We start from the raw sequence: 20,210 nt of genomic DNA on the forward strand, positions 1-20,210 counted from the left end.
GTCGTGGTCGGGGCAACAGCCTCTGCAACCTATGCGACGCACTCGTCAGATATGCAGCAGACGCAATCACCATCCGATGTCAGCCGACATCGGGCTCCCGAGTGCGGTGCTCAGGCCATCTTGGGAGAGTGGTCGCCGCTGCGCCGAGCGTGGTTGGCCCCTGGGAACCAGCGGTACATAGCGGCCGCGCCCGCGGAAGCGGCTGCGGCCAGGGTGAGTGCCGCGGCGCCGAGAACGGTTGCGGCGCTGATCAAGCCGATTGCGATGGGACCGGTGAACATACCCACGTCGTGGGTCAGGCGCCACGCGCCGAGGAATTCGGCGCGTTGCCCAGGGGGTGCGACATCGGCGCCGACGGTCATGATGATGCCGTTGCTGACGCCATTTGCGAGGCCGAGTAGCACCGCGACACCGGCAAGTTCGAGTGCCGAATTGGTGAGTGGCAGGGCCGCGAAACCCGTGGCGAACAGCAGCATGGACGGGATGCCGGTGGCGCGGCTGCCGTAGCGATCGAGCAGAATGCCGCCCGGGTAGGACAGCAGTACGTCCACTGCACCGGTAACGCCGAAAACCAGGCTCGTGGTGGCGGCACTCACGCCGATATGCGCGGCCCACAGCGGGAGCAGTGCGGTGCGCGCTGCCCGCGCACCGCCCATCAGCAGTGCCGCCACCCCGAGTGTGCCGAGCACCCTGCGGTTTTCGACGATCACCGAGCGCAGTGTGTGGTCGCTGGAGTCCGCGTCATCGCCGTCGGCCGAACGGATGGCGAGCATCGCCCCGCCCGCGAGCACGGTCGTGGCGAACTGCAGCCACAACGCGCCGCTCGGCCCCATCGCGTAGACCAATCCGGCACCGACGAACGGCCCGCAAAAGGATCCCAGCCGCGACGCACCCGCCAACGTCGAGAACGCGCGCCCACGCTCGGCCTGCGGCACCACTGCCACGATGTAGGACTGCCGCGCCAAACCCCATACCGCACTGGCGGTTCCATTGAGCAGCAGGCCCACCGCCAGCACCTCGGGATTCGGCGCGGAGATCGCGCACAGCACCCCGCCGAGCCCGATGCCCGAGCCCAGCGCGATCGCCCAGCGCTCCCCGATCCGCGCGATGATCCGCCCGGCAGGGAGATCGGCCAACACCATGCCCAACCCACTCAGCGCGACGACGATCCCCGCCACCCCGGCCGACGCACCCAGATCCAACGCCCGCAGCGCGTACATCGGTGCCGCGGCACCCGACCCGATGCCGTACAGCACCACCGGCACGAACACCGTCCACACCAACGCCCGCAGGCGAACCGATGGTGTTGCGGCGCGGTCGATGTCGAAAAGCTGCTCACTCACAACGCGAGCGCCGTGCGGCGGGCCAGTTCGTCCTTCGGCTTCGGCCACGAACTTCCACTGCGCAGGGGCGCGGATTCTCGACGATCTGTGGCTGCGCGATCTGCCCGAACGCGTTCGGCGACCACAGTTCGCCGCGATGGACGATCGGGCAGCGGGGCCATCGAATACCGCGCCGACCGACGGCTCGCAGCTCGACGACAGTCCGGCTCGGCGACCGCCGCGCTCACTGGGTGAGGGCCGGTCGGCGGGCGAACCGACTCTCGGGGCGCGAGAGGCCGAAGTGGTCGCGCAGGGTGGTGCCGGTGTATTCGGTCCGGAACAGTCCGCGCTCTTGCAGAATCGGCACCACGGTTTCGGCGAAGACCTCCAGCCCGCCCGGATAGTACGGCGGCATCACGTTGAAACCGTCGGCGGCGCCATTGCGGAACCATTCCTCGATCGTGTCGGCGATCTGCTCCGGAGTACCGGCGAAGACCCGATGCCCACGCGCACCGGCAAGGCGGTGCAGCAGCCCGCGCACGGTGGGCCGTTCCCGCTGCACGATCCCGGCCACCACCTGCCGACGGCTGCGGTCGTTATCGGTGACATCGCCCGCGTCGCTGAACAATTCGAGCGGTACCGGCTCATCCAGCGGCAGATGCCCCAGACGCTGACCTGCGATGCCCTCCAACTGCTTCAGACCGTACTCGGGCACGGTGAGCTCGTTGAACTCCCGCTCGAGTCGTTTGGCCGCCGCCTCGGTATCGCCGATGAACGGGCTGATACCCGGCAGAATCTTGACCTGGTCGGCGTCGCGGCCGAATTCGCCGGCCTTGGCCTTGATATCGGCGTAGAACGCCTGCGCGTCCTCGAGCCGCTGATGCGCGGTGAAGATGGCCTCGGCGTACTTGCCCGCGAATGCCCGGCCGTCATTGGACGCACCCGCCTGCACGAGCACCGGATGCCCCTGTGGGGTGCGCGGCGCATTGAACGGCCCACGCACACTGAGGTATTCGCCGACGAAGTCGATCGGGTGGATTTTGTCCGGATCGGCGTATACGCCCGCCTGCTGGTCGAGCACGATCGCATCGTCTTCCCAGCTGTCCCACAGCGCGACGACCGCGTCGACGAACTCTCTGGCCCGCGCGTACCGGGTCGGGTGATCGGGATGTTTGTCGAGCCCGAAATTGGCCGCGGCGAGGTCGGTTCCGGTGGTGACGATATTCCAGCCCGCCCGGCCGCCGGAGATGTGATCCAGTGTGGAGAACAGCCTGGCCAGGTTGTAGGGCTCGTAGTAGGTGGTGGACGCGGTGGCGATCAGGCCGAGATGGGTTGTGGCCGTGGCGATCGCGGTGAGCAGCGTGATCGGTTCCAGGCCCGATGCCGCGTTGTGCTCGACATTGGTGCGCAGCGCGGGCCCGTCGGCGAAGAACACCGCATCGAGTTTGGCGGCCTCGGCGGTGCGGCCGATCTCCTGGTAGTAGGCGACATCGTAGATCCGGTCGGGTCGGCTCTGCGGATGCCGCCAGGCCGCCTCATGGTGTCCGGAGGGGTAGATGAACGCATTGAGACTGAGTTGGCGGGTCATGAGGCCTTCTTCTCATCGGGTAGGGCCGCGACATCGACGCCGAGGCTGGCCAGCAGCAGTTCGCGCAGGCGGTTGAAGTCCGGATCGATATGGCGGCGTGGACGTTCCAGGTCGATGCGCTGATCGACGGCGATGCGCCCTTCGTCGAGGACGAGCACGCGGTCGGCGAGCAGCACCGCCTCGTCGACATCGTGGGTCACCAGCAGGACGGCAGGCTTATGTCGGGCGCACAGATCCTGTAGCAGCACATGCATTTTGATGCGGGTCAGGGCGTCCAGCGCGCCGAAGGGTTCGTCGGCCAGCAGCAGCTCCGGCTCCCGGACCAGCGAGCGTGCCAGTGCAACGCGCTGCTGCTCACCGCCGGAAAGCTCCTTGGGCCAGGCCCTTTCCCGCCCCGCCAGGCCGACCTCGGCCAGTGCGGTGCGGCCACGCTCGGCGGCGTCGGCACCCTTCAACCCGAGAGTCACATTGTCCAGCACCCGATGCCACGGCAGCAGTCGCGAATCCTGGAACACCACGGCACGTTCCGTGGGCACCCGCAGTTCCCCGGAGCCCGGCACGTCACGATCCAGCTCGGCCAGCGCACGCAACAGGGTGCTCTTGCCCGAACCGCTGCGCCCGAGCAGGGCGACGAATTCACCGCGCGCGATATCGAGGTCGATACCGTGCAGCACCACCCGATCGCCGAAACCCCGGCGCAACGCGCGGGTTCGGACCACGCTCAGTCCGCGATCGTCTGCCGCCATGACAGCGCCCTCCGTTCCGTCGCCCGCACGGCGATATCGCCGAACAGTCCGAGCAGGCCATAGATCACCAGGCCGACGACGATGACATCGATCTGGCCGTAGGTACGCGCCTGCGTCATCAGATAGCCGATGCCGCTGGTGGCATTGACCTGTTCGACCACGACCAGCGCCAGCCAGGAAATGGTGACCGCCAGCCGCAGCCCGGTGAAGAATCCGGGCAATGAACCGGGCAGCGCGATCCGGCGGATAAAGCCCCAGCGCGAAAGCCCCACCGTCGCGGCCAATTCCACATATCTGCTGTCGACGCCGCGCAGTTGCGCGTGGGTATTGATGTAGATCGGAATCGCGACACTGGTCGTAATGACGATGAGCTTCATCTCCTCGCCGATGCCGAACCACACGATGAACAGCGGAATCAGCGCCAGCGTCGGAATCGAGCGTTTGATCTGAATCGGGCCGTCCAGCAGGGCTTCCCCGATCCGGCTCAGCCCGGCGATCAAAGCCAGCACCACACCGATCACGACACCGAGTCCGAGACCCCAGGCGGCCCGCTTCAGGGAGGTGAGCAGATTCGATTGCAGTCTGCCGTCGGCCAGGAGATCACGTGCGGTCTCGGCGACCGTCCACGGCGCGGGCAGCGTCTGCTCATCCAGTGCGCCCGTGGCGGATCCGAGCACCCACGCCGCGATCAGCAGTACGGGTCCGATGGCGATGCCGAATGGGATCGGGCGGCCGGGGCCGAGCCGGGGTCGGGTCTGCCTGCGCCGGGCCAGCACCGGTTCGGGCGTGGTGGGTGAATTTCGACCGATCCGGCCGAGTACGCCGACTTCCAAGGTGGCCATTGCTATTTCGCCTTCGGTTCGAACGACGCGCCGCTTTCGGCGACGGCCTGGGTGATGACGGCGTCGAAGCGCAGATCGAAACCGTCTGCGGCGTGCACCTTCTTGGGCAGCTCACCCGCCTGGTCGATGGCGTCGATGGTGCCTTGCTGGCGATCGACGAGCTGCTGGTCCAGATGCGGGAAGGTGTAGGTGCCCAGCGAGTCGACAATGCGCTTGGCATCGTCGGCACTTACCTTCTGGCTCTCGATGTAATACTTGCGCGCCCACTCGTCCTGGTGGGTATTGGCCCACTGGAAGGCCCGCACGTAGGCGGCGGCCAGCGCCCTGGTGGCAGCCGCCTTGGCCGGATCCGTGACGGTGGCGCGACGCGCGTACAGGTAGGCGAGGCCGCCGTAGATGCCGGTGGTCTCCGAATCCGGAATCAGTGACGCGCCCTGGGTCCGCTGCAGCCGGGTGACATTCGGTTCGATCAGCGGCGCGATATCGACCTGGCCGGTTCGCACCGCGTCCAGAAACTCGGCGAGCTGCAGCCGAATCAGTTGCACATCACTGGGTTTCAGCCCCGCCCTGGCCAACGCTCGCAGTACGGCGGCCTGCTGTGCGGTGCCCTCGGCATAGGCGATCTTCTTACCCTTCAGATCGGCCAGGGTGGTGACGGTCTTGCCCGGCGCGACCGCGAGTTTCAGTGCGCTGGCGCTGGTTTGCGAGGCCGCGACGATCGGCACGTCCTGCCCGGCGACCAGCGCGTGAATCGGCGGGACATCGCCCACGGTCGCGACATCGGCGGCACCCGCCCGGAAGGCCTCCAGAATCGCCGGACCGCCGACGAAGTTGGCGAACTCCACCTTGAACGGCAGCTTGTCGAGCTCACCGGAGAACTGGAGCACCGCCTTCAACCGCTCGGCTTGGTCGCCGACCACGAGTTTGGTGCCCGCGGGGATTTCGGTGGGCAACGGTGCGTTGGCATTGCCGACCGGCTTGTCGTCGCTCGCGCAGCCGGTGAGTCCCAGACTCGCAACGGCCGCCACGGCGAGCAAACTGGCGGTTGTGCGGCCGAGCAGGCCGGTCAGGAGCGTACGTGGTCGAAGCATGCTGGCATTGAAGCAAGACAAAACCGGCGCGAATACGGTTTGTCTTAGCCTGATTCCAACTCCGGAGTCGGGTATCAGGGTGGCGAAGCCGACGAGACCGACTCCCGCACCTGCTGCTGGTACCGCTCGATGAACGGCAGGATCTGCTGGTCGATGATCTGGTTGTAGGCCTCGGGCCGCTGCATCGGATTGGCGTGCCCGGTATTTCGCGGCATGACGACCAGCAGCGAGCCGTCCACCCCGCCGACCCGCTCGATGAGCACCTGATGGGAGTATTCGACATCGACCACCCGATCGTCATCCGAATCCCGGGGACGGATGAACACGATGGCCGGACGTGGTTTGCCAGTGGCGGGATGCGATAGCGCGCGCAGGTCGTTGATCGCACCGCCCGCCACGATCGCCAGGAACTGTGTCTCGATCAGACCGTTGCTGGCCACATCGCGGGAAAAGACCTTCTCGCGCAACACTTCCGCGACCACATCGCGCAACGGCTCGAGCCGGACGCCGGGCAATCCGTTGCGCCCGCGATCGACGAATCGGTCGCGGCGCGCATAGGTTTCGACGGCCAGCCGCAACGTGCGGCTCTCGCGTGCACCGGGGAGCCAGCCCATCCAGCGCACCATATCCTCGCCAGCGCCGCGGCTCTCCGGGCGCACCGCGTTCAAATCCACCGGCGTGCAATCCAGGAGCACCCCCACCAGCCGCCGGTCGCTGCCGAGATGAATATGCCGGGCGACCTCGAGTGCAATGACCCCGCCCATGCTGTGCCCGACCAGCACGATGTTCTTCAGGCCCGACATCTGCGCGGCGCGGATGATCAGCTCGGCGATCACCTTGGTATCAATGCCTTGATTGTCGTATTTGATCGCCCAGACCACGCCCATCTCGCTGAGCGCGGGCAGCGCGGCCGCGGTATTGCTGGCATTCAGACCACCGAGACCGACCATATCGACGACGACGGTGTCCCAATCGCGCTCGTGCGCGGGCGTGGCGATCGGCAGCACCGCGGGTTCGGTGCGCGCGAGCCGATCGCGTTCCGGGGTCACGTCGTACTCCCAGTACTGGGCGAATACGGTCAGCCCAGCGAGCAACACCACGGCGACCCGCAGCAGCGCCTGTCTGGTCCGGCGCAACGTCTGCCATCCGTGCCCGAGACGAGTCTCCCGGAGCCGGGCTTTCCGTCGCGCGTCGTCCCAGTCCGAGACGGTGGACGGGTGCCGATCGTCCAACGGCGACATCTTCCCCAGGGTAGGTACGGTTCGCCGGTACTGCCAGACAACTCAGCGGATCCCGGCGCGTCCTGGAGCGGACCCCGATCGGATCGAACGGTGGAATCCGGTGCCCAGCTTCATCATTGAGCCGCGCCGATCAGGTGGTGCGCTGGCTCGATCAGCGCGTCAGGGCAGTTCGCCGGTCTCGGCGAGTGCGGCGAGCTTGCCCAGTGAGATGCGCCAGCCGAGTTCGTTGTCCTCGAGGGAAACCCCGTCGGGCAGCCCGTCGTGTACGGCACTGATCCGGGTGCCGCCATCGGCGTCGGCGAGGTCGATGGTGATGGTCATCTCGCCGGTCACCGCCGGATCGTCGGTTTCGAATTCGACGACCTCGACCACCTGCGCATCGGGGACCAGCCGCACGAAGCGACCGTGAAAGGTATCGGTCTGCGCGGTGGTCTTGCCGGTATCGGTCGGCTCGTCATAGGTGAGCGAAATCCGAAAGGCCCCGCCCTCGCGCGGATCGAACTCGTGCACCTGGCTGGTCATCCCGGTCGGCACCTGCCAGCGCGCCACCGCGTCGGCATCGAGCAGCAGCCGATAGACGGTCGCGCGCGGCGCTTTCACATGCCGTCCGATCCGAGTGGAAGCCACGGAGCAACGATACTCGAGCCACCGATCCGATCGGTCCCAACGCTCAGCCGAGCGGGGACCACCCCGGAGTGAACCAGCCGGGAGCGGCCGCGACGAAGCGATCGCGATCCCAGCCGCCCGCACCCGCTGGCACCGAACCGACCACGTCGACACCGGTAACCCGGGGCAGATCCGTGCGATTGCATTCGGCGGCCAGATCCGGTTCGGCGGGCCAGGAGCCGATCACCAGACCCGCACAGCGGACTCCAGCCGAAGACAGTGCGCGCGTGGTCAATTCGCTGTGGTTGAGGGTGCCGAGTCCGGCCGCGGCAACGAGCAGCACGGGCGCGTCGAGCTGCTGCGCCAGGTCGAGCAGCGTGAACTCGCCCAAACGGACCAGCAGTCCGCCGGCGCCCTCCACCAATGTCAGGTCGGCATCGGCGAGCGAGTCGATGGCGGCGGCGGTTTCGCTCAATGTCAGCTGCGGCTGCCCGCAGCGGCGCGCGGCGGTATCCGGTGCCAGCGGTTCGGGATAGCGAGCCAGCTCAATGGTTCGCGTAACCCCGGTCAGACGTTCGATTTCGGCGAGATCGCCGGGTTCCCCCGGGCCAACTCCGGTTTGGCCCGGTTTGCACACGGCCACGGTCCGACCGTCGGCCAGGGCGGCCGCGGCAAGTGCGGCAGTCACCACGGTCTTGCCGACCTCCGTCGACGTCCCGGTAACAAAGAGCACGCTCATGCCTGCGCCTCGCTGGCGCTCGCCAGCCTGCGCGTCGCGCACTGTGACACGATTCGCTCGCTCATGCGCCCACCACCTCCAGTCCACGCGCTCGCGCCAGTACCTCGGTGAGAACCGTTGCGATGGTGTCGATTTCAATAGAAGTCAAATTCGCCCGCGCGGTCAGCCGCAATCGCGACGTACCCTCGGGCACCGAAGGCGGACGGAAGCATCCGACATCCAGCCCGCGCTCGCGACAGGCCTGCGCGGCGTCGAATGCGACCTGCGCCTCGCCCAGCACGACCGAGACAACCGCCGAATCCGGTTCCGCCACACCGGCAATGCGCGCGATCTCGGCGGCCCGCTCCAGCACCCGCCCCGCCATCTCGGGTTCGCGACGCAACAATCGCAGCGCCGCCCGCGCCGCGCCGACCGCGGCCGGTGCGAGCCCGGTATCGAAGATGAACGTGCGCGCCGCATCGATCAAATGCGCACGCACGCGCGCGCTGGCCAGGACCACACCACCTTGCGCGGCAAGGGCTTTCGACAGAGTCGCGGTGATCACCAGATCCGGCTCCCCGGCCAGACCGACCTCGTGCACCAGCCCGCGTCCCCCCGTACCACGCACGCCGAGCCCGTGCGCCTCATCCACGATCAACACCGCACCGTTGGCCCTGGTGACCCGGTGCAATTCGGCCAGCGGAGCCAGATCACCGTCGGCACTGAATACCGAATCGGTGAGTACCAGCGCCCGCTCCTCGGTGCGCTCACCGAGCAGCCGCTCGACCGCAGCAATATCGCAGTGCGGGGCAATCGCCACCCGCGACCGCGAGAGTCGGCAGGCGTCCACCAGCGAGGCATGGCTGCCCGCATCGGAGACGACCAGCGCACCCCGCCCGGCGAGCGCGGTCACCACGCCGAGATTGGCCGCGTAACCGGAAGCGAAGACCAAACCGGCTTCGGCGCCGACGAATTCGGCGAGTTCGGTCTCGAGCTGTTCGTGTTCGGCGGTGGTCCCGGTGACGAGCCGGGACCCGGTCGATCCGGCACCCCAGCGTCGCACGGCATCGATCGCGCCCTCGATCACCTCGGGGTGGCGCACCAGCCCGAGGTAATCGTTGGAGGCCAGGTCGATCGACGGCGACTGTGGTGTGCGGGGCCGCAGCTCGCGACGCAACCCAGCGCTCACGCGCTCGGCGGCGCGTTCATCCAACCAGCCCAACGGATCGGTAGTCACAGCTCCGCAGCATACTTGAACACTGTTCAGGCCGCCTGCCCAGGGGCCGGTGCGGTGCCGTTGGGCCCATCGTTGAAGGGTCGCCACCGCCCAACGCTGGCGCGGCATTTCCGCCGGCGGGAGCAGGGCCGAATGCCACGGTGGGCGATGGTCGTCGAAACCGGAAAACACCGGCCAGCAGCGATCAGGCTTGGGCGGCGGCGACCATTGCGGCGGCGATGCGCTCGACGTCCTCGGTCGTGCTGATGAATGGGGGCATGGTGTAGATCAGATCGCGGAAGGGGCGCAACCACACTCCGGCCTCGACGGCCGCGTGAGTGGCCTTGCGCATATCCACCGGATGATCGAGCTGGACGACACCGATCGCGCCGAGCACCCGCACATCCACCACACCGGGCAGCGAAAGAGCCGGAGCCAGACCGGTCTTCAACTCCGATTCGATCCGGGTCACCTCACCGCGCCAATCCCGTTGCAGCAGCAGTTCGATCGAGGCCACCGCGACGGCGCAGGCCAGCGGGTTGCCCATGAAGGTCGGCCCGTGCATCAGCCCGCCATGTCCGGCGCTGATGGTTTCGGCGATGCGGGTGGTGCACAGTGCGGCAGCCAAGGTCAGATAGCCGCCGGTGAGCGCCTTGCCGACGCACATCACATCCGGGCTCACCCCGACGTGATCGGCCGCGAAAAGCGTTCCGGTGCGGCCGAATCCGGTCGCGATCTCGTCGAAGGCCAGCAGCACATCGTATTCATCGCACAGGCGGCGCAGATCGGTCAGATACCGCGGATCGTGCCAGCGCATGCCGCCCGCGCCCTGCACGACCGGTTCCACTATCACGGCGGCGATTTCGTCCGCATGCGCGGCCAACAGTCGCTCGAGTCCGGCCACATATTCCGCCGAGTACTCGCGCGGCGGCACCGGGGCGAAGATCTGCTCGGCGAGCACATCGGTCCACAGCGAATGCATACCGCCCTGCGGATCACACACGCTCATCGGCGTGAAGGTGTCACCGTGGTACCCGCCGCGCCAGGTGAGCAGCCGCCGCTTGTCCGGTCGCCCCGCCGCGCGCCAGTACTGCAGGCACATCTTCACCGCGACCTCGACCGATACCGATCCGGAGTCACACAGGAACACCTTGTCCAGGCCGGCGGGCGTCAGCTCGACGAGCAGTTCGGACAGCCGGGCCGCCGGTGCATGGGTCAGCCCGCCGAACATCACATGGCTCATCCGCTGCGACTGCGCCACCAGCGCGGCATCCAGCACCGGGTGCCGATATCCGTGGATGGCGGCCCACCAGGAGCTCATCCCGTCGACCAATTCCCGGCCATCGGCCAGTGTGAGCCGGGTGCCGCGAGCACCGGAAACCACCAGCGGTTCGGTTGTCGCGGGGAAGCCGCCGTAGGGATGCCAGACATGCTCGGCATCGATGGCGGTGATCTCTTCCTGGGTCAGGGGGATGGCAGCCGACGGAGTCGGCGGGGTGGGTGAACACAAGGGGATGGCAGCCGACGGAGTCGGCGGGGTGGGTGAACTCGGTGCCACAGCAATCCTCGGGGTCGCGCGACGGCCCCGGCCTCCCCGAGGCGCGCTTGAACGGTGTTCAAGTTACCACCCGAGCAGCGTGCGCACGATCCCGCATCGGCGAATTCTGCACCGACCCGACCGGCGCGGCGTATCCTTTGACTCAGTCAAAGATTGGGAAGCCGCCATGACCACCGTTGCCGCCACCGATATCGACGCCGTCCGCGAATTCAACCGCCGCTACACCCGAGTCATCGGCGTGTTGCGCGAGGGCCTGCTCGATAGCGAATACTCACTGACCGAAGTGCGAATCATGTTCGAACTGGCCAACTCCGGCTCCACCGAGGTCGTCACGCTGCGCCGCACGCTCGACCTCGATCCCGGATATCTGAGCCGCATTCTGACCCGCTTCGAGAAGGACCGACTGGTCCAGCGCAACCGCAGCGAGAGCGATGGGCGACGCCAGGAGGTCCGGCTGACCGCGCGCGGCCAGGAGATTTTCGCGGTACTCAACCAGCGCTCGAACAGCGAGGTCGGCCATCTGCTCAATGCGCACGCACCGGCCGAGCGCGCCCGGCTGGTCACCTCCATGCGCACCATCCAGCGCATTCTCGACGGCCAGGGATCGCGTGAGTTGGCGATCCGCGCCCCGCGCCCCGGCGACTACGGCTGGGTGATCCAGCGCAATGCCGCGCTCTACGCGGCCGAATACGGGTGGGACACCAGTTATGAAGCGCTCGTGGCCCGCATCGTCGCCGACTATCTGGACGCACACGACACCCGCCGCGAGCGCGCCTGGATCGCCGAATACGACGGTGAACCGGTGGGCTGTGTGTTCTGCGTGGCAGAGAACGAAACAACGGCCCGGCTGCGGCTGCTGCTGGTGGAGCCGAGCGCCCGCGGACTCGGGGTCGGCTCGGCACTGGTCGACCAGTGTCTGCGATTCGCCACCGAAGTGGGCTACCGCGAGATGGTGCTGTGGACCAATGACGTTCTCACCTCGGCGCGGCACATCTATCAACGCGCGGGTTTCGAACTGGTGGAATCGAATCCGCACCACAGCTTCGGCCACGATCTGGTGGGCCAGACCTGGCGACTGACCTTGCCGACGCGAGAGTGACCGCTAGTCGGCCAGCGCCTCGGGCACCCGCCCCAACCACTGCCGCAGCTCAGCCGACCCACGCTCGCCCAGACTCGTCGCGAGCCTGTGCTCGATCCGACGGATCTGCTCCGCCGCAATGCCGAGCGCCGCGCGCCCCTCGCTGGTCAGCACCACGAGCCGCGCCCGCCGATCGCTCGGATCGACCGTCCGCTCCACATATCCGCACCGCTCCATATGCGCGACCAACTCCCCCATCGACTGCTGAGTCATCCCGGCCTCCTGCGCCAATTCACTGATGCGTGAACCTTCCGGAGCCAGATAGCGGAACACCGCGTAGTGGGCGGGGCGTAGATCGTCGCGCAGTGCGGCCCGCAATTCCCGGTTCAGCTCCCGCTCGAAGGCGTGCGTCGCCTGGCCGAGCAGCTTCAGCAATGTGGTGTGCGGATCAACCATTGACATATTATGAAGGTTACCTTTATATCTGAAAATATGGGAGAAACGCTCACCTTTCGCAACGGACACCGCATCACCTTCATCGCACAAGATGAAGACGAACACGGCCCATACCTGCGCCTGGAACATCAACTGCCCGAGGCGGACCGGCAGGCGGGCCCGCACTGGCACCCCGAACTCAGCGAATCATGGACCGTGCGCCGCGGCCGACTGCGCTTCAGGATCGACGGCACGGAAACCGTTGTCGGCCCGGGCGACTCGCTCACCGCGCCCCCGCGCGTGGTACACGAATTCTGGAGCGAGGCGCCCGATACGGTCTTCGATCACGAGATCCGCCCGCCGCTACGGCACTGGGAGATGTTCCAGCTGTGGCACGCACTGGACGCCGCGGGCAAGACCACCGTCCGGTCCCGAATGCCACGCAACCCGTTGGCCCTGGCATTGCTGTGGGATTACCAGGACGGCTATATCGCGGGCATCCCGGTCCGACCGCAGCGCGCGATACTCGGCGGACTCGCCCGGCTGGCCACCCGAATCGGCTACCGGCGGCGCTACTTGGCAACCGGCCCCGACCTGGACTGACTCGCCCAGCCGCAACCACCCACACGGAGCGCGCTCCGGCTGACGCTAGTGTCGTTGACATGGCTCAGCCCGACGCAGCGACCGGTGAGGTGACACCCCTCGGTGTCTGGCCCGGCACGGCCTACCCCCTCGGCGCGACCTACGACGGCGCCGGAACCAATTTCTCGGTGTTCTCCGAGGTTGCCGACGCGGTCGAACTGTGCCTGATCGCCAGGGACGGCACCGAAACCCGGGTGCCGCTGGAAGAGGTCGACACCTACGTCTGGCATGCGTATCTCCCGACCATCGGACCGGGGCAGCGCTACGGCTTCCGGGTGCACGGACCCTACGATCCCGAGCACGGATTGCGCTGCGATCCAAGCAAATTGCTGCTCGATCCGTACGGTAAGGCCTTCGACGGCGAATTCGACAACGACTCCTCGCTCTACACCTACGGCCAGGATTCGCTGGGGCACACCATGACCGGTGTGGTGATCAACCCGTTCTTCGACTGGGGCGCCGACCGCCCGCCGAATCGTCCCTACCACGAGACGGTCATCTACGAGGCGCACGTCAAGGGCATGACCATGACGCATCCAGATATTCCGGAGGAACTGCGCGGCACCTACGCCGGTATCGCGCACCCGGCGATCGTGGAACATCTGAAGGCCCTCGGCATTACCGCGATCGAACTGATGCCCGTGCACCAATTCCTGCACGACCGCGTCCTTTTGGATCAGGGACTGCGAAACTACTGGGGCTACAACAGTTTCGGCTACCTGGCCCCACACAACGAATACGCCGCCAGCCCGCGCGGCGGTGCCGCGGTCACCGAATTCAAGGCCATGGTGCGGGCCCTGCACGCGGAGGGCATCGAGGTAATCCTCGACGTCGTCTACAACCACACCGGCGAGGGCAATCACCTCGGGCCGACCCTGGCCTTCCGCGGTATCGACAACGCCGCCTACTATCGCCTGATCGATGACGACCCGTCGCACTACATGGATTACACCGGCACCGGCAACAGCCTCAACGTGCGCCACCCGCATACGCTGCAGCTGATCATGGACTCGCTGCGCTATTGGATCCTGGATATGCACGTCGACGGCTTCCGCTTCGATCTGGCCGCCACCTTGGCCAGGGAACTGCACGATGTGGACCGCCTGTCGACGTTCTTCGATCTGGTGCAGCAGGATCCGGTGGTCAGCCAGGTGAAGCTGATCGCGGAGCCGTGGGATGTCGGCGAGGGCGGCTACCAGGTCGGCAATTTCCCGGGCCAGTGGACCGAATGGAACGGCAAGTACCGCGACACCGTTCGCGACTACTGGCGCGGCGAACCGGCCACCCTCGGCGAATTCGCCTCCCGCCTCACCGGATCCTCGGATCTGTACGAGGCCACCGGCCGTCGCCCGAGTGCCAGCATCAACTTCATTACCGCGCACGACGGTTTCACGCTGCGGGACCTGGTGTCCTACAACGAGAAACACAATGAGGCCAATGGCGAGGGCAATCGCGATGGCGAGAGCTACAACCGCTCGTGGAACTGTGGGGTGGAGGGACCGACCGACGATCCGGAGATTCTCGCGTTGCGCGCCGGGCAGAGTCGCAATCTGCTCGCCACGCTGGTACTCAGTCAGGGCACCCCGATGCTCGCGCACGGTGACGAGATGGGCCGAACACAGCAGGGCAATAACAATGTCTACTGCCAGGACTCGCCGCTGGCCTGGATGGATTGGTCACTGATGCGAACGAATTCGGATCTGCTCGAGTTCACCAAGCGAGTGATCGCATTGCGTACAACGCATCCCGTGTTCCGTCGCCGCCGCTTCCTGGCGGGCCGGCCGATCCGTGCCAAAGACCACGCCCGCGATATCGCCTGGCTCACCCCGGCCGGTGCGGAGATGACGCCCGCGGACTGGGACAGCGGATTCGGCAAATCGCTGATGGTGTATCTCAACGGCCTCGGCATCAATGAGCCGGGCCCGCGCGGCGAGCGCATCACCGACGATTCCTTTCTGCTGTGCTTCAACGCGCACCACACCGGCCTCGACTTCGGACTCCCCGGCCCCGATTACGGCGCCGAATGGTCTGTCGCACTGGATTGTTCGGTGCCGGACGGCCGCGCCGAGGCCACCTATCCGGCGGCGAGTGTCATTGCCGTCCCCGCTCGTTGTCTGCTCGTCCTCCATTGCCCCGCATAACCGAAACGCCGATGACCGAGACCCCCAAGATCGAGACGCACACCCATCACACCGATCCCATCTCCCGCGGCCGCGCCAAGGCCCGGCAGACCCCGGTCCGCAGCACCTACCGACTCCAGCTGCGCCCGGACGCGTTGACCTTCACCGATGCCCGCGCGATCGCGGAATACCTACAGCAGCTGGGGATTTCGCATCTGTACCTGTCGCCGATCCTCACCGCGGCGGCCGGATCGACGCACGGCTACGACGTCACCGACCCGACGACGGTCTCGGCGGCTCTGGGCGGCCCGGGCGGACTCAAGGCGCTCGCCGATGAAGTGCGCAGCCGCGGTATGGGTCTGATCGTGGACCTGGTGCCCAACCACGTCGGCGTCGCCGATCCCCGGCAGAACCCATGGTGGTGGGATGTGCTGCGCAACGGCCGCGAATCGAAGTTCGCGCACTTCTTCGATATCGATTGGAGCGCGGGCAACGGCGCGGGCGGGCGCCTGGCGCTGCCCGTACTGCAGAGCGAGAACGATCCGGCCGCGCTGACCGTCGACCGATCCGGTTCGGAACCGATGCTGGCACTGCACGATCTGCGCTTCCCCATCGCGGCGGGCACCGACGGCGACAATGCGCTGCGCATCCACGACAAACAGCACTACCGGCTGGTCAGCTGGAAGGCCGGGCTGTGCACCTACCGACGCTTCTTCGCGGTCAGCAGCCTGGCCGCGATACGTCAGGAGGATCCCGAGGTCTTCGAGATCACCCATCGGGAACTGGCCGCCTGGTGCGAGCACGACCTGATCGACGGCGTCCGGATCGACCATCCGGACGGATTGTCCTATCCCGCCGCGTATCTGGCGCAGCTGCGTCGGCTCATCGGCCCGCACCGGCTACTACTTGTCGAAAAGATCCTCGCCAATCGCGAACCGCTGGACGCCACCCTGCCGGTCGACGGCACCACCGGTTACGACGCCCTGTCCGACTACGGCGGCGTGCTCATCCACCCCGACGGCGAACAGGCGCTGACCGAACTGTCCCGCAAACTCGCCGGACACGGCAGCGATCGCGCCTGGATCGGCGAAACCGAACATCGGATCAAACGCGCGGTGGCGGAGAACATTCTGGCCCCGGAGATCCGCCGGCTGGTCGCGGCGATCAAGCGCGATGCCAGAGCCGAGAGCTTCGACACCATGGCATTGACCAACGCCACCATCGAGGTGCTGGCCTTCATGCCGGTCTATCGGGTGGATTACGCACCGCTCGCGGGGATGACCGGCGCGGTGGTCGCCGAGGTGGAGAAGCGCAATAGCGAACTGACGGTGCCGCTGAGCGTGCTGGTGGCCGCGCTGGCCACCGATGGCGAGGCGGCCGTGCGGTTCAGCCAGGTCTGCGGCGCGATCACCGCCAAGGCCGTCGAGGACACCATGTTCTATCAGGCGGCGCGACTGGTCTCCCTACAGGAGGTGGGCGGCAACCCGGCACGATTCGGCCACTCGCTCAACGAATTCCACCTCTCCAATAGCGAACGCGCGCAGCGTTGGCCCGCCACCATGACCACGCTGTCCACCCACGACACCAAGCGCGGCGAGGATGTGCGGGCCCGGATCGGGGTGCTGTCCCAGGCCGCGGAGACCTGGGCGCGCGCCGTCGAATCCTGGCAGGACATCGCCCCGGGCCCCGACGGCGCGACCACGCTGTTCCTATTGCAGAACATGTTCGGCATCTGGCCCGCCGACGGCCGCCCCGCATCCTCGGTGGCCGGACTGCGCGAGCGACTGCATCTGTTCGCGGAGAAGGCCATTCGCGAGGCCGGAGTCCATACCTCCTGGGAGGAACCGGATGCCGAATTCGAGACAAAGGTGCACGCCTGGCTGGACGCGGTGATCGACGGACCCGTCGGCTCCGAAATCGGCGATCTGGTACACGAACTCGCGCCACACGCCTGGTCGGATTCGCTGTCGCAGAAGCTGCTGCAACTGTGCGGGCCCGGGATCCCCGATATCTATCAGGGCTGCGAGCTGTGGGAGGACTCCCTCGTCGATCCGGACAACCGGCGTCCGGTCGACTTTGCGGCGCGCGCGGGCCTGCTGCAATCGCTCACCGGCACACCGGCATTGGACACCACGGGTGCGGCGAAGATGTGGATAGTCGCCTATGCGCTGTGGCTGCGCCGCGAACGTCCGGACTGCTTCGTCGGCGGCACCTATCTGCCGCTGTTCGCCACCGGCGAGCAGGAGAGCAGACTGGTCGCCTACGCACGCGGCCGGGTCGGTGAGATGCCCGAGGTGGTCGTCGCCGCCACCCGGCACAGCCTAGCGCTGGCCGAAACCGGCTGGGGCGATACCACCTTGGAGCTGCCGCAGGGCAGCTGGACCGACCGGCTGACCGGCCACACCTTCCAGGGCCGGGCCCGATTGGAGAAACTGTTCGCCCGACTGCCCGTGGCGCTACTGGTGCGCTGAGGCCTCCTCCGGCGCGATCGTGGTGACCGGGCCGGTCTTCTCGATCAGCATCTCGGGCACCATCCCGTCGTGCTCGCGCAGCCAGCGCCGCAGATTCACGGGCCGATAGTCGTCGGCGTCGTGCACGGTGGAGGCCAGGCGCACGCTCCGGTCCCCGTTGCTGTAGAGCCGCCGCCAGGAATCCCAATAGAACCGCGGGTTCCTCGGCTGGCGAATGGTGCGCAGCACATTGAGGATTCGGTATCCGATGCTCAGCGAACCGTGCAGCTCCATATGGTTGTCCTCGGCTCGGCAGCGCTCTGCCAGACCCTCCAGCCGCTCCCGGTCGAAGACCAGCCCGACGGCTTCCGCCTCACCCACCATCCAGCGCAGCGTGATGTCGGACAGCCCGCACTGCTGGTAACCGCCACCGATATCGCTGTGCACGCCCTCGAACCACACCTGCTTGACGCGGTCGTAGTCGTGGGAGTACTTCACATCCGGCTCGATCGGCACCTCCCAGAGGCACGGTTCGAAATTGCGGCGCCGCTCATCGAGGGCGAGGGCCTGACGCGCGCAGTAGACATTGCGCCCGAGCCTCACATCGTGGAATCGGTGCCGCAGCGAGGTCAGTCCGGGCACGCCGAGCGCGCCGACGGTATCGAAGACCCCGATGAAGTCGATCTTGGCGGGGCCGTCCCAGCAGTTCGCCTTGCGGAAGTCGATCCACTCCTGCGGCTCCTTGGGATCCGGATTCTGCGGTGTTCGCTGCGGCGCGGGTTGATGGTGAATCCGCAAGGCCTCCGGGTACTTTCCGTCGATCATGGCATCCGGTGTCATGATCCCGATGCGGCCGATCAGACCGGCCAGGCTACGTGCGGTGAACGCGCCACGGCTGAAACCGAAGATGTAGATCTCATCGCCCGGTTGCCAGTTCAATGCCAGATGCCAGTATGCCGAGGACAGATTCGCCTCGAGTCCGAGTCCGAATGCGCCGCCCATCAGGCGGTCGGCCAGGAAGCCGCGGGCGCCCGGCCCGGAAACATAGCTGACCCACTGCTGGATCGGCTCCCCCGACGGTCCCGGCGCCTCGTACCGGATCGTCTGCGCGATCTTGATGATATTCGATACCGTGCTGCTCGATTCGGCCTTCCAAGTGCCGTCGCAGCAGACCACCAGTCGTTTCATAGGTAAAAATCCTCCGCCCCGAATACCGTCGAAACCTGCGTACTCGACTACCCGAATCATCGGCGGCCCAAGCGGAGACGTTAATGAAAACCTCACCTTTCAATTGAAAGGACGGGTATCGGAGGGATTTTCGCGAGTACCCTGGCGCGGCTACAACCAGGTGGGGTCGCCGAAGACCGCACCCGAATCGTCGACCTCGGGTGAGAAGGCGTAGACATAGGCGAATTGCCGCAGAGTAACCGGACCGGTGCAGGAATCGACCTTGATGTGGAAGTCCCGGACCACCGTCTGGATGAGCGTGCCGGGGATCATCTCCTTCTCCGCCAGCGGAACCTCCGCGATCTCACCCGCGTTGAGGTTCAACGTGACCACCGGGTTGGGATTGACCAAGATGGGGACGTCCAACCCGCCACCGTCACTGATCTCGGTCCCGCTCATCCCGTTCCCGCTGATCTCGTTCCCGTTACTCCCGTGCCCGTTGCTCCCGTGCCCATTCCAGTTGGCCCAGTTGGGCACGTTCGGCCTGTTGGGCCCGTTCGGTGTGATCGGCGTGATCGGCACGTTCTGCGTGATGGGCACAATGGGCACATTCGGCGCGTTCGGCGCAGTCGGCATGTTCGGCACATTTGGCGCAGTCGGCATGTTCGGCACATTCGGCTCGTTCCGCGCGATCGGCGCAATCGGTGTGGTCGACACGTTCGGCGGGATCGGCAGGCTCGGCGGGATCGGCAGGCTCGGTGGGATCGGCAGGGTCGGCGTGATCGGCACGCTCGGGTGGGTCGGCGTGATCGGCACGCTCGGGTGGGTCGGCGTGATCGGCACGCTCGGGTGGGTCAGCGTGATCGGCACGCTCGGCAGGGTCGGCAGGGTCGGCGTGATCGGCACGCTCGGCAGGGTCGGCGTGATCGGCAGGCTCGGCAGGGTCGGCGTGATCGGCAGGCTCGGCGTGGTCGGCGTGGTCGTGTCGGTCTGGTTGTTCCAGGGCAGAGGTATAGGGATGATGAGGTCGGGTGTCGCGCCGAGGGTGCCCGTACCGATCGTCACCGCACAGCCGACGTGGTAGCCAACCTTCAGCCTGCCCACTGCCGCCGCATCGACCTGACCGTAGACAGTGGTGGTGACCAGCGCCTCCCGAGTAGTTCCCACCTGATTCAGCGGCGCGATCCGGTTGATGGTCTCGTCCCTGCTGCCCACCATGATGTTTCCGCCGATCGGCGAGGCGAAGGTCTTCTCGTGCGGCGCCATCGAGACGACCTCGGCCGGTGCGGACGCCATCGACGACATTGCGGCGATGAAGACGCTGCCGCCCACCAGCGCTATCTCCGTCAACTTCGAGGGCATAACCGCACTGTAGTAGCACACGGCTATG

Annotated in this window: 16 protein-coding genes and 1 pseudogene; 4 read left to right on the top strand and 13 right to left on the bottom strand. The window is 66.7% G+C overall.

Annotated elements, in window-relative coordinates:
• Positions 1–110: 110 nt before the first annotated feature.
• The 10 genes from ABZ293_RS36695 to ABZ293_RS36740 form a co-directional block, all read right to left on the bottom strand.
• Positions 111–1,343 carry an MFS transporter gene (locus ABZ293_RS36695; protein WP_355188397.1) on the bottom strand — a complete coding sequence of 411 codons (1,233 nt, stop codon included), beginning with the start codon at positions 1,341–1,343 and terminating at the stop codon, positions 111–113.
• 223 nt (positions 1,344–1,566) lie between these two features.
• Entirely contained in the window at positions 1,567–2,910 is a 1,344-nt protein-coding gene (locus tag ABZ293_RS36700; RefSeq protein ID WP_355188399.1) for an LLM class flavin-dependent oxidoreductase, read from the bottom strand.
• Positions 2,907–3,656, bottom strand: coding sequence for an ABC transporter ATP-binding protein (locus tag ABZ293_RS36705; protein ID WP_355188401.1), 750 nt, complete (start codon positions 3,654–3,656; stop codon positions 2,907–2,909). Before ABZ293_RS36705 ends, ABZ293_RS36700 begins: the two co-directional genes overlap by 4 nt.
• Positions 3,632–4,498 carry an ABC transporter permease gene (locus ABZ293_RS36710; protein ID WP_354957068.1) on the bottom strand — a complete coding sequence of 289 codons (867 nt, stop codon included), beginning with the start codon at positions 4,496–4,498 and terminating at the stop codon, positions 3,632–3,634. The genes ABZ293_RS36705 and ABZ293_RS36710 overlap by 25 nt, the downstream gene beginning before the upstream one ends.
• Before the next feature lie 2 nt (positions 4,499–4,500).
• Entirely contained in the window at positions 4,501–5,589 is a 1,089-nt protein-coding gene (locus tag ABZ293_RS36715; RefSeq protein ID WP_355188403.1) for an ABC transporter substrate-binding protein, read from the bottom strand.
• Positions 5,590–5,663: 74 nt separating this feature from the next.
• A complete protein-coding gene (locus ABZ293_RS36720; protein WP_355188405.1) occupies positions 5,664–6,830 on the bottom strand; it encodes an alpha/beta hydrolase in 1,167 nt (388 codons plus the stop codon).
• A gap of 159 nt (positions 6,831–6,989) precedes the next feature.
• The gene (locus ABZ293_RS36725; protein ID WP_355188407.1) at positions 6,990–7,457 is read right to left on the bottom strand and encodes an SRPBCC family protein; all 468 of its coding nucleotides are present in this window, start codon (positions 7,455–7,457) and stop codon (positions 6,990–6,992) included.
• A gap of 43 nt (positions 7,458–7,500) precedes the next feature.
• Positions 7,501–8,175, bottom strand: coding sequence for a dethiobiotin synthase (bioD, locus tag ABZ293_RS36730; RefSeq protein WP_355188409.1), 675 nt, complete (start codon positions 8,173–8,175; stop codon positions 7,501–7,503).
• Between the two features lie 61 nt (positions 8,176–8,236).
• Positions 8,237–9,391: an 8-amino-7-oxononanoate synthase gene (locus ABZ293_RS36735; RefSeq protein ID WP_355188411.1), complete on the bottom strand. Its 1,155-nt coding sequence runs from the start codon at positions 9,389–9,391 to the stop codon at positions 8,237–8,239.
• Between the two features lie 184 nt (positions 9,392–9,575).
• Positions 9,576–10,844 carry an adenosylmethionine--8-amino-7-oxononanoate transaminase gene (locus tag ABZ293_RS36740; protein ID WP_355188457.1) on the bottom strand — a complete coding sequence of 423 codons (1,269 nt, stop codon included), beginning with the start codon at positions 10,842–10,844 and terminating at the stop codon, positions 9,576–9,578.
• A 250-nt stretch (positions 10,845–11,094) separates the two neighbouring features.
• Between ABZ293_RS36740 and ABZ293_RS36745 the strand changes: the two genes are divergently transcribed.
• Positions 11,095–12,027 (top strand): helix-turn-helix domain-containing GNAT family N-acetyltransferase, encoded by a 933-nt coding sequence (locus ABZ293_RS36745; protein ID WP_355188413.1) that lies wholly within the window; start codon positions 11,095–11,097, stop codon positions 12,025–12,027.
• Positions 12,028–12,030: 3 nt separating this feature from the next.
• Here the strand turns inward: ABZ293_RS36745 and ABZ293_RS36750 are convergent, their stop codons facing one another.
• Entirely contained in the window at positions 12,031–12,468 is a 438-nt protein-coding gene (locus ABZ293_RS36750) for a MarR family transcriptional regulator (protein WP_355188415.1), read from the bottom strand.
• A 30-nt stretch (positions 12,469–12,498) separates the two neighbouring features.
• On the opposite strand from ABZ293_RS36750, the gene ABZ293_RS36755 reads away from it, so the two are divergent.
• From ABZ293_RS36755 to treY, 3 genes and pseudogenes are all read left to right on the top strand, one after another.
• Entirely contained in the window at positions 12,499–13,044 is a 546-nt protein-coding gene (locus ABZ293_RS36755; RefSeq protein ID WP_355188417.1) for a cupin domain-containing protein, read from the top strand.
• A gap of 104 nt (positions 13,045–13,148) precedes the next feature.
• Positions 13,149–15,224, top strand: a pseudogene (glgX, locus tag ABZ293_RS36760) (glycogen debranching protein GlgX); the annotation flags it as partial.
• A gap of 11 nt (positions 15,225–15,235) precedes the next feature.
• Positions 15,236–17,674 (top strand): malto-oligosyltrehalose synthase, encoded by a 2,439-nt coding sequence (gene treY, locus ABZ293_RS36765; protein WP_355188419.1) that lies wholly within the window; start codon positions 15,236–15,238, stop codon positions 17,672–17,674.
• Here the strand turns inward: treY and ABZ293_RS36770 are convergent.
• On the bottom strand, positions 17,660–18,841 hold the full coding sequence (locus tag ABZ293_RS36770; protein WP_355188421.1) for a DUF2235 domain-containing protein: 1,182 nt from the start codon (positions 18,839–18,841) through the stop codon (positions 17,660–17,662). The two genes, treY and ABZ293_RS36770, sit on opposite strands and share 15 nt — an antisense overlap.
• A gap of 150 nt (positions 18,842–18,991) precedes the next feature.
• Entirely contained in the window at positions 18,992–20,182 is a 1,191-nt protein-coding gene (locus ABZ293_RS36775) for an MspA family porin (RefSeq protein WP_355188423.1), read from the bottom strand.
• Positions 20,183–20,210 lie beyond the last annotated feature (28 nt).

Source organism: Nocardia sp. NPDC005998 (genome assembly GCF_040614395.1).
Classification (GTDB): domain Bacteria; phylum Actinomycetota; class Actinomycetes; order Mycobacteriales; family Mycobacteriaceae; genus Nocardia.